A 15,619-nucleotide genomic window follows, 5' to 3' on the forward strand; every position below is an offset into this window, starting at 1 on the left:
TGCCAAAGAAAGTAAGCAAAGAAAGGCGCGCCCGAGATGGCGACCCCCTCCTTGGATTTGTGTCGCGGGGAGGGGAAGGAGCCAAACTCGCTGCGCTCAGACAAGGCTCCTTCCTTGATCCTCCCCGCAACAAAAATCCAAGGCGCCATCTAGGGCAAGGAAAAGCAAACCGTCTACTGCCAGCGGCGCCACTCTGGATCGCTGCTTGTCATTTGCCTATTGCCAACCGCCACCCAATGCCTGCATGAGCGCGGCGGAGTCTAGCAACCTGTCGGCTTGGCTCTGCACCTGCTGCAGCGTGGCCTCATCGACCTGGCGTTGGGCGTCCAGCAACGTTAGCGTGCTGATGCCGCCGGCGGCGTGGCGAGCTTGGGCGGCGCGCAGGGTCTGTTGCGCCTGGTCGGTTGCGAGCGCTCGGGCCTGTAGCGTTTGGGCGTCGTTGTTGACGGCGTGCAGGGCGTCGGCCACCTCTTGCAGACCTTGCAATACGGCTTGTTTGTAGGCGGCGCCGGCTGCATCGTAGGCGGCTTCGGCTTCGCGTTTTTTGGCGCGCAGGGAGCCCCCGTGGAAGATTGGCTGCGTGAGCCCGGCGCCCAGGTTCCAGATGCTCGACCCGGCGCCGAGGAGGTTGCGGAAGCTGGTGGTTTCCGAACCCAGGCCTGCGGACAACGTGATGCGTGGGAACAGGTTGGCGGTGGCCACGCCCACGTTGGCGCTGGCTTCGTGCCACATCGCTTCGGCAGCGCGGATGTCGGGGCGGCGCTGCGCGAGCGTGGATGGCAGCGACACCGGCAGCGGGTCGGGCAGATGCAGCGCGTCGAGCGACGGCAAGTCCGGCAACCCAGCGCCGGGCTCGCGGCCCAGCAATACCGATAGACGGTGCCGCTGCTGCGCAGCCTGTTGCACGAGCGGCGGCAACGTGGCGTCGGTCTGCGCGACGAGCGTGCGCTGCGAGAACGCATCGACCTGCGCGACGCCGCCCACGCTCAACCTCCGCTCGGTTATCTCCAACTGCTTGCGCTGCTCGGCCGCCAATCGCTGCGTGGTCGCGATCTGCGCATCCAGCGCGGCAATCCGCACCACGGTCGTCACCACATTGCCCGCCAGAGACAGCCGCGCCGCTTCCAGTTCATAACGCTGCGTATCGACCTGCGCTTGCGATGCTTCCAGCGCCCTGCGCACGCCGCCAAAAATATCCAGCGCATACGACACCGACAGCGACGCCGAATACAGCGTGAACGGCCCCGGCTTGGGCGTGTTGAAACCGAACGCCTCCGGGTTGATCTGCTGACGCACCGCTGACACGGTGCCATCCACCGACGGCAACGCATAGCCGAACTGCGCCTGCGCTTCGGCCTGCGCTTGACGCAAACGCGCCTCTGCCTGCGCGACGGACGGGCTCGCGCGCAACGCCTCGTCCACCAACGCATCCAGCGCCAGCGATCGGAACAAGCGCCACCAATCCGCCGGCACATTGGCATCGACAAGATGCTGCGCTTCGCCGCCAACCACGGGCGCGGATGCGGTTTCGCGCGAAACAGGCTGCGCGGAATAGCCGGTAGCCGCCGGCCCCGCGGGTGCCTTGAAATCGGGACCAACGGCACAGCCGCTCAGAGATAACGCGGCAACAATCACAACGCCAAGCAACCGCTCGCCACCCACCACCGCTCGCCCCACCGCCAACAGGTGCCCACCGATGGTTTGGCCGTACCCTGCCCTAGATGGCGCCTTGAATTTCTGTAAGCGGGCGGAAACAAGACGGGGAACTGTCTGAGCGAAGCGAGTTTTCCCCGTCTCCGCCCGGTTACATAAATTCAAGGGGAATTCGCCATCTCGGGCGCGCCTTTCTTTGCTTACCTTTCTTTGGCAAGACAAAGAAAGTAAGTCGGCCCCGCCAGGGGACGAAACAAGGGATGCACCATCAACATCACGCCCCTCCCCCCACGAAATCCGCACCATCCACATAGCCACCTCAATCCAACGTCTTGCGATAAAACCGCAACGCCACCCCCAACACCACCACCGTAAACACCATCAACGGCCAGATGCTCGGCCACAGCTCAAGCCAGCCATTGCCCTTGAGCAAGATGCCGCGCGTCAGCCGGTTGAAGTACGTCATGGGCAGCAGGTTGCCGATCACCTGCGCCCACTTGGGCATGCCCACGAACGGAAACATGAAGCCCGAGAGCAGGATGTTCGGCAGGAAGTAGAAGAACGTCAGCTGCGTCGCCTGCAGCTGGTTCTGCGCCAGCGACGACAGCGTGATCCCTACCGTCAGGCTCGCCACGATAAACAGCAGCGCCGACACGTAGACCATCCACACGCTGCCGACAAACGGCACGTGGAAAACGAAGAACGCCATCAACAGAATGATCGTCACCTGCACCAGCCCGATGAAGATGTACGGGACGATCTTGCCCGTCATCACCTCCAGCGGATGCACCGGCGTGGCGAGCAGGTTTTCCATCGTGCCGCGCTCGCGCTCGCGCGTCATGGCCAGGCCCGTCATCATCACCATGGTCATCGTCAGGATGGTGCCCATCAGGCCGGGGATGATGTTGTACTGCGTGATGCCTTCCGGGTTGTAGAGCTTGTGGATGCGCACATCGAATGGCGGCGCGGCACCGCTCGGGCCCGCGCCCGCACCTCCGGCCAGCGGCGACAGCGCACCCTTCATGTCCTTGTTGACGACGCCTTGCACGAGTTGCGAGAGCGACGCCACGGCCAGGCCGGTAGCGGCAGGGTCGGTGGCATCGGCTTCCACGAGCAGCGAGGGTTTCTCTCCGCGCACGAGCCGGCGCGTGAAATCCGGCGGGATCGTCACGACAAACTGCAACTGCCCCTTGGCCAGCGCTTCGCGCCCCGCTGCTTCGTCGACCAGCGTGGTCGCCAGGTCGAAGTAGTCGGAGTTGCGCATGCTGGCCAGGAAGCTGCGCGTGAACTCGCTCTGGTCTGCGGCAATCACGCCGGTCAGCAGGTGCTTCGGGTCGGCGTTGATGGCAAAGCCGAACAGGAACAGCTGCATGATCGGAATGCCGATCATCATGGCGAACGTCACGCGGTCGCGGCGCAGTTGCAGGAATTCCTTGAGCACCACGCTCCACCAGCGCACCAACGAAAAGCGATTGCCGTCCGCCTTCATGGCTGCGCCCCGTAGTTGTCGGAGGAGCGCTTCATCATGTGGATGAACACGTCTTCGAGGCCCGTGTCGATCGGCTCGGCGCGCGTGCCGGATTCTCCGGCGAGCTTGCGCAGCGTGCCCTCCAGCGCATGGGCATCGGCGCCGGTCACGTGCAGCACCGAACCAAACGCGACGGTCTGATCCACGCCGGGCTGCCCTTCCAGCTTGCGGCCCAGTTCCACCAGATTGCCGCCCGAAACCGACCACGTCGACAGATGCTGTGCGGCGATCACCTCATCGGCGGTGCCGTGCGCGAGCAGTTCGCCATACGCGATGTAGGCGAGCTTGTGGCAGCGCTCGGCTTCGTCCATGTAGTGCGTGCTGACGAGCACCGAGATGCCTTCCGCCGCCAGCCGGTGCAGTTCTTCCCAGAAGTCGCGCCGCGCTTTCGGGTCGACGCCGGCGGTGGGTTCATCGAGCAGCAGCAGCTCGGGCTTGTGGAGCATGCACGCGGCCAGCGCCAGGCGTTGCTTCCAGCCGCCCGACAGCGAGCCCGCCAGTTGCTTGGCGCGCGAGGCCAGCCCAAGATGCTCCAGGGCGTGGTCCACCACCTCGCGCCGATTCGGCATCTCGTACAGGCGCGCGACGAAGTCCAGATTCTCGCGAATCGAAAGATCATCCCAATACGAGAACCGCTGCGTCATGTAGCCGACGCGCCGCTTGATCTGCGCAGACTCTTTAAGGATGTCGTACCCGAGGCACGAGCCGCTGCCGCTGTCGGGCGTCAGCAGCCCGCACATCATGCGGATCGACGTGGTCTTGCCGCTGCCGTTGGGGCCGAGAAAGCCGAAGATCTCGCCGCGCGCGACCTGCATGGAGAGGTCTTTCACAACGTGCTTGTCGCCGAAGTGCTTGTTCAGGCCATGCACGTCGATGGCGTAGTCGCCGGTACGTGTGTGCGGTTGACCGTCGTGGCTGGCAGCACTCATGGCAGCGTCACCTCCACGGGCTGGCCCGGGCGCAGCTTCGGACCATCGGCCGCGGCCGGCCGCGCCTCCACCATGAAGACCAGCTTCTCGCGCGTCGCGTTGCTGTAGATGACGGGCGGCGTGTATTCGGCTTCGGTCGCGATGTAGGTGACGGTGGCGTTGATATCCGCCGCGCAGCCATCGCAGTGCAGGCGCGCGGCTTGCCCGGGCTTGAGCGCGCCGACCACGCCTTGCGGCACGAAGAAGCGCACTTTCACGTTGGCCGGCGGCAGCATTCGCACCACGGGGCTGCCGGCGCCGACCCACTCGCCTTCGCGATACAGCGTGTCGAACACGAGACCGCCCTGCGTAGCCTTCTGCGCTTTCTGATCGAGCCGCCACTGTGCTTGCGCCACCGCCGCACGCGCGGCTTCCACCTGCGCGGATTGCGCGCGAATCTGGTCATTGCGCGCCGGCAACTGGGCGATGCGCAGCTGGTTGGTCAATTCACGCACGCGCTGCGCATTGGTCTGCGCGGTCGAGCGGCTTGCATCGAGCTGCGATTGCGCGATGCCACCTGCGCGGAACTGCGCTTCGTCACGCGCGAGCTGCGTCGACGAGAGCTTGTCCGCCGCCACCGCCTGTGCCAGTTGCGCGCGCACCGCATCCACTTCCGGCACACGCTTGCCGACGTTCAGATCGGCGAGTTGCGCTTCGGCGCCTTGCAGTTGCGCGGCAGCCTGCTGGCGGGCCGCGGTCTCGTCCACCGATTCCAGTACGAAGAGCGGCGCGCCCGCGTTGACGGTCTGCCCGCGCTGCACGCCGAGATGTTCGAGCCGCCCGCCCACCGGCGAGGCCACGTAGACGAACTCGCCTTCCACATAGCCCTGGTAGGTGCGGTCGTCGTGTTTGGCGCAGCCCGCCAGCACGATGGCTGCGGCCGATACCGCCGCCAAAGACCCTGCCCTACCGATGCACAACGCTTGCCGCATACCGCCCTCCGCGGGATTCGATTGATGCGATTGATGCGATTGACCTGCCGTGTACGCCCTACTCGCGCCCCTTGTTCTTTGGCTTGGACTTGGAGTTGGGCTTCGATTTCGATTTCCGCTTGGCTGATTTCCCGTCCGCTTGCTCGGGTGTGGCGACTGGGCCGATGCCATGCAGCAGCAGCGCGGCCACATGCCGACCGATGTCCTCGTCGCTGACCCGATCCGCCAGCGGCAGGCGGCCCCACAGCGCGCGCGTCGCCAGCGGCAGCATCGCCAGGCCGATCAACGACACCATCACCAGCGGCGGCTGCAAAGACGCGTTCACCGCGCCGGCGGCCTGCGCGCGCGCAATGCGGTCGACCAGCAACGTGGCGCGCTCCAGCGCGATGCGTGCAAACACACGCTCGCGCAACTGCCCGCCCTCGCTGGCGATCTCGCGAATCCACAGCGTCGGAAACCATGGCGTGGCCGTCGCCACCGCCACCATGCGCTGCGCCACGCCGGCCACCGTCTGCGCAAGGTCGGGCAGATGCGCGTCGTCAGCGATGATCGCCAGTGCCGGGCCCGTCACCTGATCGATCAACGGGCGGATGCGCCCTTCCACCACCGCGTCGAGCAATTGATCGCGCGTCTTGAAGTGGTAATGCACCATCGGCGCCGTCACGCCGGCTTCGCGGGCGATGGCGGCAAGCGTGGTCGGGCCGACGCCGTCGCGCGCAAATAACGTGACGGCAATGTCGAGCAGGCGGTCCCGGAGGTCGTCCTGCGTTGCGCCATCCTGGCGGCGGGGGCGGCCGGGGCCGCGAGGGGAAGGTTTGCGGGTTGCCATGCCGCGAATATTAATTGTCGAATTAATTAATTTCAAGGAGGCAATTGGCGTCTCGCAGATCGGTCAGGAATGGGACGGCCGCGCGGCTAACCGCGCGCCGCTGCATCGAGCTGCGCAAGCCGCACCAGCAAACGGTCTTGCGCTTCGCTTGGGAAGCTCGATGTGCGGCGTACGGCAAACACGGTGTTCAGGCAGCGTCGCGTTGCGATCGGGCGCACAACGTGCAGGCGCCCGCGCTCCACCGCCTCCTGAATAGCATGCAGCGGCAGCACCGACCAGCCCATGCCAGCCTCCACCAAGGTGCTCACCTCTTCCAGGTCGGACACGTGATGCGCGCTGACTGTCGTCTCCGGCATGCGCCGGAACAGCGCCTTGAACCACAGCCCGTAGACCGCGTCGGATTCGTCGTAGGTGACGAAGGGCAGCGCCGCGCAATCAGCCAGCGTGCGTGGCGCAGCGTGTTCACGCAGTGCACGGGCGCTGCAGGCGAGCACAAATTCCTCGGTATAGACAGCGTGGTGCTCAAACAGGCGCGACGTACGCGGCGTGTAGACGAAACCGAGATCGGCGCGGCCGGATTCGACGTGGCTGAAGACCTCTTCGTCGCTGCCGAAGGCGAGTTCCAGGCGCACGTCGTCCAACAGCGGCGCATCCGATTCGGGCGACGGCGTCAGGAGCGCCGGCATCAGCACATAGCGCCCGAAGCTGGAGCCGCTCGCCAGCTTGAGCGACACGCGCTCCATCTCGCCGCTGTGCAAGGCGGCGCGCAGTTCATCCAGCCCGGCAAACGCATCGCGGCACCACGCACGCACCGACGTGCCGGCGCGCGTGAGCACGAGCTTGCGCCCCGAACGCTCGAACAAGGGCACGCCGAGCCACTGCTCCAGTTGTCGCATCTGGTACGACAGCGCCGGTTGCGACACGGCCAGGCGGTCTGCGGCACGCACGAAGCTGCCCTCGTTGGCGACGGTCAGGAAGCTATGCAGATAACGCAGCGGCGAGTGCGACATGGCGCCTCAATTCATCAAATTTTTGGATCGAAAAACGAAAAACATTCGATTTGATTTCAAGTCTGTCAGATCGCACAATCCGCCGCAAGTGAACGACCGATCCAGGCAGGAGGCCATCATGACGACCGCAATGCAACATCCGAGCTATGCATTGGAAGACCGTTACGGCGCACGCAACTACGCGCCCTTGCCGGTCATGCTGGAACGCGGCGAAGGCGTGTGGCTGTTCGATACGGACGGTCGGCGCTACCTCGACATGATGTCGGCGTACTCGGCGGTCAGCTTCGGGCATTCGCATCCGAAACTCGTCGCGGCCCTGACGGAGCAGGCGGGCCGCCTGACGCTCACGTCGCGCGCATTCCACAACGTCGAACTGGGCCCCTTCCTGGCCGACGTCTGCCGCATCACGCGCATGGACCGCGCGCTGCCCATGAACACCGGCGCCGAGGCCGTCGAAACCGCCATCAAAGCGGCCCGCAAATGGGCACGCGACGTGAAGGGCCTGGCGCCCGAGGCGGCCGAGATCATCGTCTTCGAGAACAATTTCCACGGCCGCACGACGACGATCGTCGGGTTCTCCTCGCACGATCAATATCGCTACGGATTCGGCCCGTTCGCGGCGGGCTTCCGGCGCATTCCGTTTGGCGACGCCGATGCGCTGCGTGCCGCCATCGGGCCCAATACCGGCGCCATCCTCATGGAACCTGTGCAAGGCGAAGGCGGCATCGTCGAACCGCCTCCTGGCTACTTGAAACTCGCGCGTGAACTCGCCACCCGGCACAACGTGCTGCTGATCTGCGACGAGGTGCAGACAGGCCTCGGCCGCACCGGCGATGTGCTCGCGAGCTGGCATGAAGGCGTTGACGCCGACCTGGTGGTGCTGGGCAAGGCGCTCGGTGGCGGCATGGTGCCCGTGTCAGCCATCGCAGGGCGCGAGGCGGTCATTGGCGTGTTCCAGCCGGGGGACCACGGCTCCACGTTTGGCGGCAACCCGCTCGCGGCGCTCATCGGCCGGGCGGCACTCGCCTTGCTGATGGAAGAACAACTGCCACAGCGTGCCGCGCGCGTGGGCGCAGCGTTCATCGATGAACTGAAAACGCTGGTCGGCCACGGCGTGCGGCAGGTGCGCGGACGCGGCTTGTTGATCGGCCTGCAGCTCGACGCCGACATCGACGCACACGACTTCGCCTTCGCGCTGGCGGAGCGCGGCGTGCTGACCAAGGACACCAACGGCAACGTGGTCCGCCTGACACCGCCGCTGGTGATTGGCGAGGCGGAACTGGCACTGGCGCTGGAGGCCATCCGCCAGACGCTGGCAGGGTGGCCGCGCCGCAAGGTGGCGTGACGGAAGAACTTGCAAGGGGAGTGACATGACCATCATCGATCTGATCGGCGCGGCCATCGGCTGCGGCGCACAAGACGACGGCTGCAAGGACGGCCCGCGTGCGCTGCTGGAAGCCGGCGCGCTGGCGCGATTGCAGACGCCGGACACGCACGCTGCGCTCGTGCACGACATCGAACTGGCCACGTCGGCCGGGCACAGCCGCTCAGCGCGTCTGGCTGCCCTCCCGGGCGTGGCCGGCTTCTCGCGCGCGCTTGGCGATGCAACCGCGCACAGCGTGCATCAGGGGCATGTGCCTGTGATCATCGGCGGCGATCACTCGTGCGCCATCGGCACGTGGTCCGGCGTGGCGAACGCCTTGCGGCCGAAGGGTCCGCTCGGCCTGATCTGGATCGACGCCCATCTCGACAGCCACACACCGCAGACGAGCGATTCCGGCGCCATCCACGGCATGCCGCTGGCGGCACTGCTCGGCCACGGCGCGGCGGCCCTCACGCAAATCGGTGATGCCGCGCCGAAGCTGTTGCCGGAACACGTCGTGGTAATCGGCGCGCGCAGCTACGAGCCCGCCGAACGCGCGTTGCTGGATCTGCTTGGCGTGCGCGTCATCGACGCCGCAGAAGTCGCACGCAACGGCCTGCGCGCCGTCATGGCCGACGCCATCCGCCAGGTCAAATCGGGCACCGCGGCCTTTGGCGTGACTCTCGATCTGGATGCCTTCGACCCCGCCGTCGCACCTGGGGTGGGCACGCCCGAAACAGATGGACTCACGGCACACGGCATGGCCCAGGCACTCGCCGCCTGCGCACGCGACGCACGTTTCGCCGCATTCGAACTGGTGGAATACAACCCGCGCCACGACAAGGGCGGGATCACAGCGCATCTGGCCCTGGACCTGCTGGCCAGCGTAGCAGGCGCGTTGCACGCCCAGCGCCGCGAATACGCGACAGCGGCTTGAACCGCCATCAAAAAAAACGCACCGCCAACGCCGGCGTACAGACGGTGTGGCCGTACCCTGCCCTATGCGGCGCCTTGAATTTCTGTTGCAAGGAGGAAAAAGGAAGGGAAACTGTCTGAGCGCAGCGAGTTTTTCCCTTCCCCTCCTTGCGACATAAATTCAAGGAGTCTTTCGCCACATCGGGCGCGCCTTTCTTTGCTTACTTTCTTTGGCAAGACAAAGAAAGTGAGTCGCCCCCGGCAGGGGGTGAAACAAGGGACGCTCCACGAGCATCAAAAAAAGCCCTCAGCCCGACTCTTTAATCCGAAACACCTCAACACCCACGGATTCGCAATCCGGATACACATCCGGCTTCTCCGTCGACACCCGCGCAGCCAGCACATGCGGGTGCTTGAGCATCGCCGTCAGCACGTCATCGCACAGCGTTTCCTGCAGGTGAATATGACCTTGCGCCATACGCCGCGCCACGGTGTCGCGCATGAAGTCGTAATCCACCACTTCATGCAGCTTGTCTTCCGTCGGCGACGAATGCTCCAGCGGCACGTACAGCTCGATGTTGATCAGGACGCGCTGCTCGCCCTTCTTCTCGAATTCATGCACGCCGATGTTGATCTGCACTTCGTAGTTGCGCAGGAACATGCGGCGGCAGTGCGACAGGCGCGGGTGGGATAGCAGGGAAAGCATGGGAGCGTCCGGGGGGAGTGGTTTATTCAGTCAGGAACATCACGTCGCGGGCCAGCGGCATCAGGTGCTGGCCTCCGTCGACGAACAGCGTGGTGCCGGTCACGGCGCGGGCGGTGGCGAGGTAACACACCGCCTCGGCGATGTCTTCCGGCGTGGACGACTGGCCCAGCGGCGTCATCTGGTGCGCGCGTGCAAACCCGCCCTGCGACTGGTCGCCCGACACCATCGTGATGCCCGGCGCCACGCCCACCACGCGCAGCGCGGGCGCCAGGGCCTGCGCAAGCTGCATCGTGGCCGTCGACAGCGCCGCCTTCGACAATGTGTAAGAGAGGAAATCCGGGTTCAGATTGTCGAGCTTCTGGTCGAGCAGGTTGATGACGACGCCGCGGCGCTCGGCACCATCGGCCGTCAACGCACGGTGCAGCTCGCGCGACAGCAGCAGCGGCGCCGCCACGTTGGTGCGCATGTGCGTATCGAGCGACGCATAGCTGAAGCTCGTCGCCACGTCGTACTGGAACAAAGACGCGTTGTTGACCAGGCAGGTGGGCGTACCCAGTGCAGCGCTGCAATCCGCAATCAGGCGACCGGCAGCGGCTTCGTCCGACAGGTCGGCCTGCAGCACGGCGGCGCGGCGGCCCATGGCGGTGATCTCGGCGGCCACGGCATCGGCCTCGGCGCGCGAGCGGTGGCAATGCACGGCAACATCCCACCCGTGGCGGGCCAACGCCAGGGCAATGACGCGCCCCACGCGGCGGCCTGCGCCGGTAACGAGGGCGATGCGCCGCGGTGTAGCGGATTCTGCGGCCGATTCCGCAGTGGACTGGTTGGGCGTCTGCGCCATTGTTTACAATCCGGCGATGAGCAAAACCGTGAGTTTACCGCTTCCCAACGAGGCGGCGCAGGCGCAGTCCGCGCACCTGTTCGCCGTGATCGCCGACGCCATTGCGGGCGCCGGCGGCTGGCTTCCGTTCGACCGCTACATGGAACTGGCGCTCTACGCGCCCGGCCTGGGCTACTACAGCGGCGGCGCGGCCAAGTTCGGCCGCCGCGTGGAAGACGGCGGCGACTTCATCACCGCGCCCGAACTGACGCCGTTCTTCGGGCGCACCGTGGCGCACCAGATCGCGCAGGTGCTGCAGGCATTGCCCGAAGGCCAGCGCCACGTGCTGGAATTTGGCGCCGGCACCGGCAAGCTGGCCGCCGACATCCTCACCGAACTGGATGCGCTGGGCGCACGGCCCGACAGCTACGGCATCGTCGAACTCTCTGGCGAGCTGCGCCAGCGCCAGCAGGAGCGCCTGACTGCGCTCGGCCCCGAGCTGGGCGCGCTCGCGCGGTGGCACGACACGTTGCCCGCACCGTTCACCGGCGTGATGGTTGGCAACGAAGTGCTCGATGCGATGCCCGTGTCGCTCTGGGCGCGCCGCGGCGGCGTGTGGCACCAGCGCGGCGTGATGCTCGATGCCGACAACGGCCTGCAATGGGAAGACCGGCTTGTTGACACCCGGGACGTGCCCGCCAAGCTGGCCGCACTGCCGGGCACGCACGATCTCGTCACCGAATCACACGAAGCCGCCGAGGGCTTCATCCGCAGCGCCGGCGCGGCACTTGAGCGCGGCTTGCTGCTGCTGATCGACTACGGTTTCCCCGCTGCGGAGTACTACCACGCGCAGCGCGCCAACGGCACGCTCATGTGCCACTACCGCCAGTACGCGCACGACGATCCGTTCTGGCTGCCCGGCCTGCAGGACATCACCGCGCACGTCGATTTTTCAGGGATTGCCGAGGCGGGGCAGGAAGCCGGGCTGGAACTGCTCGGCTACACAAGCCAGGCGCGCTTTCTGTTAAGCGCTGGCGTGGGGGAGCTGCTGATGACGCTCGATCCGTCCGATCCGATGCAGTTTCTGCCGGCGGCCAATGCCGTGCAGAAGCTGCTGTCGGAAGCGGAAATGGGCGAGCTGTTCAAGGCCATCGCGCTGGGCAAGGGCATCGATGCAGCGCTGCCGCTGGCCGGCTTTGCGGATGCAGACCGCTCGAACCGCTTGGGTTAGTCGATCAAGCTGACGCGGCCTTGGCTGCTTTCGCTTCCAAGGCGCGTTCGTTCTGCTCGGCTTCGTAGCGGCCGATCGTGCCGCGCATCCACCACAGCAGCGCCAGGCCCGGGAAGGCAAACACCACGGTCATCAGATAGAACGCGGGCCAGCCGTAGGCTTCAACGAGGTAGCCCGAGGTGGGCCCGACGTACACGCGGCCGATGGAAGCCAGCGCCGACAGCAACGCATACTGCGTCGCCGAGAACGACCGGTTGCACAGCGCCATCAGCAGCGCCACAAAGGCCGCCGTGCCCATGCCCCCGCAGATGTTCTCGATGCCGATGGCCACCGCCATCGTCCACAGATGCTGCGGCGTCACGGCCAGCACCCAGTAGCCCAGGTTCGACACCGCCTGCAGCACGCCAAAAATCAGCAGCGCGCGCACCAGCCCCAAGCGGACCATCAGCGTGCCGCCATACAGTGCGCCCACGATGGTGGCGGCCAAGCCGAGCGTCTTGTTGACGATGCCGACCTCACCGGCGGAAAAGCCGACGCCGCGAATCAGGAAGGTGGTCGACAGGCTGCCCGCAAACGCATCGCCCAGTTTGTAGAGCACGATCAGCGCCAGCAGCGCCCAGGCGCCACGGCGCGAGAAAAAGTCCTGCAGCGGGCCGACCACCGCCTCCTGCAGGCTGCGCGGCGGGTGCGCCGACACCTCCGGCTCGGGCGACCACAGCGTCGTGAAGATACCCAGCGCCATCAGGCCGGCCATCAGCAGATACATGTTGCTCCAGCCCATCACGCGATCGGCCAGATACAGCGCCAGGCCGCCCGACACCAGCATGGCCAGCCGATAGCCGAGCACCTTCACGGCTGCGCCGACGCCGCGCTCGCTCGAATGCAGCACATCGGTGCTGTAGGCATCGAAGACGATGTCTTGCGACGCAGACAAAAACGCCACCAGCACCGCCAGCCCGGCCAGTGCCCAGAGCGCGGCGTGCGGCGGCGTGAACGCCATGGCGGCAATCGACGCCACCAGCCCCGCCTGCGTCAGCACCAGCCAGCCGCGCCGGCGTCCCATGAGGGGCGGCGTGAAGCGGTCCATCAGCGGCGCCCAGAGGAATTTGAAGATGTACGCCTGCCCCACCAGCGAGAACAGCCCGATGGTGCGGATATCCAGCCCTTCCACCGTCATCCACGCCTGCAGCGTGCCGGAGGTGAGCGCCAGCGGCAGGCCGGAGGCAAAGCCCAGCAGCAGCATCGCGCCGATGCGGCGGTTGCGGAAAATATCGAGGTAATCGTGGAAGGTCATGCGGCGGGCCGGAGGCGAGTGCGAATGCGGGTTGCCACGTAGCGTGGCACGGTGCGTTGGCCGATATTATGTCGCACGGATTCGGCCCCTCACCCATATGCCCCGCGCCACACGCTCCCTGCTGACCGCCATCGGCCTCGCGCTATCTGCGTGGGCCACCGCCATGGACGGCCCGCTGCCCGTGCCCGCCGACGGCGTGAAGCTCGAAGCGCCGACCACCACATCGCCCAACATCCGCCTCGTCATTCCGGCGGAGGAAATCGACAAGCGGGCGCTGGCCGAGTACCAGGGCATCGTCGACAACGCGGCCCACGAAGGCGCGCTGGCGCCCGACAACGTGCCCGACCTCATCCGCATCCGCAGCATCGTCAGGCGCCTCACACCGCAGGCACCGCGCTGGAACCCCGACGCCGCGCACTGGCAGTGGGAGATCAACCTGATCGGCTCGTCGCAGGTGAATGCGTTCTGCATGCCCGGCGGCAAGATCGCCGTGTTTTCGGGGCTGCTCGAACAGTTCAAGCTGACGGACGACGAACTCGCCATGGCGCTGGGCCACGAGATCGCCCACGCGCTGCGCGAGCACGCCCGCGCCCGCGCCGGCCAGCGCGAGATCACCAACCTGGGCGCCAACGTCATCTCGCAGCTGTTCGGCTTCGGCAACCGGGGCGACACGGACCTGGGTGAAGGCGCCAAGATGCACCTGCTGGCCTTCTCGCGTGCGGAGGAAACCGAGGCCGACCTGGTCGGCATGGACATCGCCTCCCGCGCCGGCTACGACCCGCGCGCCGCGCTCACGCTGTGGCAGAAAATGGGTTCGATCGGCGGGACGGAGCAAAAGCAGTTTCTGTCGACGCACCCCTCGGGGCGCACGCGCATGGCTGTGCTGTCACGCCATTTGCCCGAAACGCTCACGCTGTTTGCCGACGCTCGACATATGACGATGGCGAAACTGCCGGAATATCGGTCGAACATGCAATATCTTGGCGCCGCGCCTGTTGATAATGGCGACGAGGCGCCGATGCGGCCGATGGTACGACCGTAATAATCGGCGTTGAACAAGCGCGCTTTCCACCTGATTCGCCGCCCCACTCCATCGATATGCGGTCTAGAGCCGCCTCCATAGATGGTCTTCGAGACAACATCTTTCTGCTCCGCAAATCCCAACGATTTACGGAGTTTTTACTTTTGCAGCGGGATTCATCGTCAGTCCGGCCACCATTTGGTAGGGAGCCACCCCTCCTTAAGCAAACCCTAAGAAAACAACTTTGCCCGCCTTGTACGCTGCGCCCCGCAGTATTTCTACGCACAGATTTCCACGAAAATCGCGAATACAGGGATACGTACAACAATGAAGGCATGGGGCAAAGGATTTACGGGAATTGCATTCGCCTGCGCACTGAGCGCATGCGGTGGCGGTGGCGATAGCGGCAACGGTGGTTTGGCCGACCCGAACAGCTTTTCGGTCAGCGCAACCGTCGGCGGAACCAAGGTGCAAACGTTTAGCGCAGGGAGCCAAAATGCCACGCTGACGGTCAAGTCGGGGCAGGACCTGCGCCTGGACAGCAGCACCGACGTCACTTGGAAATCCGGCGATGCGACGAGCAACACCGAGGTCTCCGTCAAAGGTGCCAGTACGCAAAGCTGGACCGCAGGCCTGAAGAGCCCGCCGGGCGGCACGTTCACGGTGACCGTGACGTCAGCCAAGGACGCGAGCAAGTCGGCCAAGGTGACGGTCACGGTGACGCCGCATGAGTACACGGCAGGCACGGCGCAAGTGGGTCGCGTCATCACGTGGAAAGAAACGAGCAACTACGTGGACGGCTCGACCGCGCAAAAGACGCGCGTGAACACGACGACAGGCGTCGACGCCAACACGGGCATCACGACCGTGGCCTCCACCCTGAACAGCGTGACGGATGACACGTTTACGCAAGACGCCGACGGCAACCGCCTCAAGCGCACGTTCCCGAACGGCGCCTCGTGCACGTACAACCCCAAGCGCAATCTGCTGAACTTCCCGCTGTCGGTTGGCAAGACGTGGACGTCGGGTTGGCTGTACACCTGTACGGCCGGCTATACGGAAACGGTCAGCATGACCTCGACCGTGGAAGCGTATGAACCGGTCACCACCGATGCCGGCACGTTCAACACGCTGCGCATTCACCATATCGAAACCATTACGAAATCCAACGACGGTCAGCTTCAGAATGGCCCCGCCGGCAACGCAGCCTACGCCATCGACATGCGCTGCTGGTGGGACGTTGCCGGCCAGCGCACCGTGAAGTGCGACAACGCCAACACGTACCAGGGTCCGGCCCCGGCGAATTACGTGAAGACCTTCTCGCAGTCAATGATGTCGGTCCAGTAATA

14 protein-coding genes are annotated in these 15,619 nt (G+C 65.5%); 5 read left to right on the top strand and 9 right to left on the bottom strand.

All coding sequences use genetic code 11. The features are described 5' to 3' along the window. Positions 1 to 216 precede the first annotated feature (216 nt). From R2676_RS24645 to R2676_RS24670, 6 genes are all read right to left on the bottom strand, one after another. Positions 217 to 1,959, bottom strand: a complete 1,743-nt coding sequence (locus tag R2676_RS24645) for an efflux transporter outer membrane subunit (RefSeq protein WP_316857640.1) — start codon at positions 1,957 to 1,959, stop codon at positions 217 to 219. A gap of 13 nt (positions 1,960 to 1,972) precedes the next feature. Next, a complete protein-coding gene (locus R2676_RS24650; RefSeq protein WP_206273207.1) occupies positions 1,973 to 3,142 on the bottom strand; it encodes an ABC transporter permease in 1,170 nt (389 codons plus the stop codon). Next, on the bottom strand, positions 3,139 to 4,110 hold the full coding sequence (locus tag R2676_RS24655) for an ABC transporter ATP-binding protein (protein WP_206273206.1): 972 nt from the start codon (positions 4,108 to 4,110) through the stop codon (positions 3,139 to 3,141). Before R2676_RS24655 ends, R2676_RS24650 begins: the two co-directional genes overlap by 4 nt. Then, positions 4,107 to 5,081 (bottom strand): HlyD family secretion protein, encoded by a 975-nt coding sequence (locus tag R2676_RS24660; RefSeq protein ID WP_206273205.1) that lies wholly within the window; start codon positions 5,079 to 5,081, stop codon positions 4,107 to 4,109. The genes R2676_RS24655 and R2676_RS24660 overlap by 4 nt, the downstream gene beginning before the upstream one ends. A gap of 58 nt (positions 5,082 to 5,139) precedes the next feature. After that, positions 5,140 to 5,910 carry a TetR/AcrR family transcriptional regulator gene (locus R2676_RS24665; RefSeq protein WP_206273204.1) on the bottom strand — a complete coding sequence of 257 codons (771 nt, stop codon included), beginning with the start codon at positions 5,908 to 5,910 and terminating at the stop codon, positions 5,140 to 5,142. 86 nt (positions 5,911 to 5,996) lie between these two features. Further along, positions 5,997 to 6,920 carry a LysR family transcriptional regulator gene (locus tag R2676_RS24670; RefSeq protein WP_027678569.1) on the bottom strand — a complete coding sequence of 308 codons (924 nt, stop codon included), beginning with the start codon at positions 6,918 to 6,920 and terminating at the stop codon, positions 5,997 to 5,999. Between the two features lie 118 nt (positions 6,921 to 7,038). Here R2676_RS24670 and rocD point away from each other — a divergent pair, with 118 nt between their 5' ends. Together rocD and R2676_RS24680 are read left to right on the top strand one after the other, a co-directional pair. Further along, the gene (rocD, locus tag R2676_RS24675) at positions 7,039 to 8,265 is read left to right on the top strand and encodes an ornithine--oxo-acid transaminase (protein WP_206273203.1); all 1,227 of its coding nucleotides are present in this window, start codon (positions 7,039 to 7,041) and stop codon (positions 8,263 to 8,265) included. A 25-nt stretch (positions 8,266 to 8,290) separates the two neighbouring features. Next, positions 8,291 to 9,220: an arginase gene (locus tag R2676_RS24680; RefSeq protein WP_206273202.1), complete on the top strand. Its 930-nt coding sequence runs from the start codon at positions 8,291 to 8,293 to the stop codon at positions 9,218 to 9,220. A 285-nt stretch (positions 9,221 to 9,505) separates the two neighbouring features. Here the strand turns inward: R2676_RS24680 and R2676_RS24685 are convergent, their stop codons facing one another. Then, positions 9,506 to 9,904, bottom strand: coding sequence for a dihydroneopterin aldolase (locus tag R2676_RS24685; protein ID WP_024976941.1), 399 nt, complete (start codon positions 9,902 to 9,904; stop codon positions 9,506 to 9,508). Between the two features lie 22 nt (positions 9,905 to 9,926). After that, positions 9,927 to 10,745: an SDR family oxidoreductase gene (locus tag R2676_RS24690; RefSeq protein WP_206273201.1), complete on the bottom strand. Its 819-nt coding sequence runs from the start codon at positions 10,743 to 10,745 to the stop codon at positions 9,927 to 9,929. Positions 10,746 to 10,761: 16 nt separating this feature from the next. On the opposite strand from R2676_RS24690, the gene R2676_RS24695 reads away from it, so the two are divergent. Continuing rightward, the gene (locus R2676_RS24695) at positions 10,762 to 11,955 is read left to right on the top strand and encodes a class I SAM-dependent methyltransferase (RefSeq protein ID WP_206273200.1); all 1,194 of its coding nucleotides are present in this window, start codon (positions 10,762 to 10,764) and stop codon (positions 11,953 to 11,955) included. A 4-nt stretch (positions 11,956 to 11,959) separates the two neighbouring features. Here R2676_RS24695 and R2676_RS24700 read toward each other — a convergent pair whose 3' ends face one another. Beyond that, positions 11,960 to 13,249 (bottom strand): muropeptide transporter, encoded by a 1,290-nt coding sequence (locus R2676_RS24700; protein WP_206273199.1) that lies wholly within the window; start codon positions 13,247 to 13,249, stop codon positions 11,960 to 11,962. Positions 13,250 to 13,346: 97 nt separating this feature from the next. On the opposite strand from R2676_RS24700, the gene R2676_RS24705 reads away from it, so the two are divergent. Further along, positions 13,347 to 14,291, top strand: a complete 945-nt coding sequence (locus tag R2676_RS24705) for a M48 family metallopeptidase (RefSeq protein WP_206273198.1) — start codon at positions 13,347 to 13,349, stop codon at positions 14,289 to 14,291. Positions 14,292 to 14,738: 447 nt separating this feature from the next. After that, entirely contained in the window at positions 14,739 to 15,617 is an 879-nt protein-coding gene (locus R2676_RS24710; RefSeq protein WP_316857643.1) for a hypothetical protein, read from the top strand. The last annotated feature ends 2 nt before the right edge of the window (positions 15,618 to 15,619 follow it).

The organism is Ralstonia flatus, assembly GCF_958439105.1.
Taxonomy (GTDB): domain Bacteria; phylum Pseudomonadota; class Gammaproteobacteria; order Burkholderiales; family Burkholderiaceae; genus Ralstonia; species Ralstonia flatus.

Excerpts from the sequence above, each read along its gene's own strand:
- R2676_RS24645 (WP_316857640.1), bottom strand. The coding sequence starts at position 1,959 with ATGGTGCGGATTTCGTGGGGGGAGGGGCGTGATGTTGATGGTGCATCC.
- R2676_RS24650 (WP_206273207.1), bottom strand. The coding sequence starts at position 3,142 with ATGAAGGCGGACGGCAATCGCTTTTCGTTGGTGCGCTGGTGGAGCGTG.
- R2676_RS24655 (WP_206273206.1), bottom strand. The coding sequence starts at position 4,110 with ATGAGTGCTGCCAGCCACGACGGTCAACCGCACACACGTACCGGCGAC.
- R2676_RS24660 (WP_206273205.1), bottom strand. The coding sequence starts at position 5,081 with ATGCGGCAAGCGTTGTGCATCGGTAGGGCAGGGTCTTTGGCGGCGGTA.
- R2676_RS24665 (WP_206273204.1), bottom strand. The coding sequence starts at position 5,910 with ATGGCAACCCGCAAACCTTCCCCTCGCGGCCCCGGCCGCCCCCGCCGC.
- R2676_RS24670 (WP_027678569.1), bottom strand. The coding sequence starts at position 6,920 with ATGTCGCACTCGCCGCTGCGTTATCTGCATAGCTTCCTGACCGTCGCC.
- rocD (WP_206273203.1), top strand. The coding sequence starts at position 7,039 with ATGACGACCGCAATGCAACATCCGAGCTATGCATTGGAAGACCGTTAC.
- R2676_RS24680 (WP_206273202.1), top strand. The coding sequence starts at position 8,291 with ATGACCATCATCGATCTGATCGGCGCGGCCATCGGCTGCGGCGCACAA.
- R2676_RS24685 (WP_024976941.1), bottom strand. The coding sequence starts at position 9,904 with ATGCTTTCCCTGCTATCCCACCCGCGCCTGTCGCACTGCCGCCGCATG.
- R2676_RS24690 (WP_206273201.1), bottom strand. The coding sequence starts at position 10,745 with ATGGCGCAGACGCCCAACCAGTCCACTGCGGAATCGGCCGCAGAATCC.
- R2676_RS24695 (WP_206273200.1), top strand. The coding sequence starts at position 10,762 with ATGAGCAAAACCGTGAGTTTACCGCTTCCCAACGAGGCGGCGCAGGCG.
- R2676_RS24700 (WP_206273199.1), bottom strand. The coding sequence starts at position 13,249 with ATGACCTTCCACGATTACCTCGATATTTTCCGCAACCGCCGCATCGGC.
- R2676_RS24705 (WP_206273198.1), top strand. The coding sequence starts at position 13,347 with ATGCCCCGCGCCACACGCTCCCTGCTGACCGCCATCGGCCTCGCGCTA.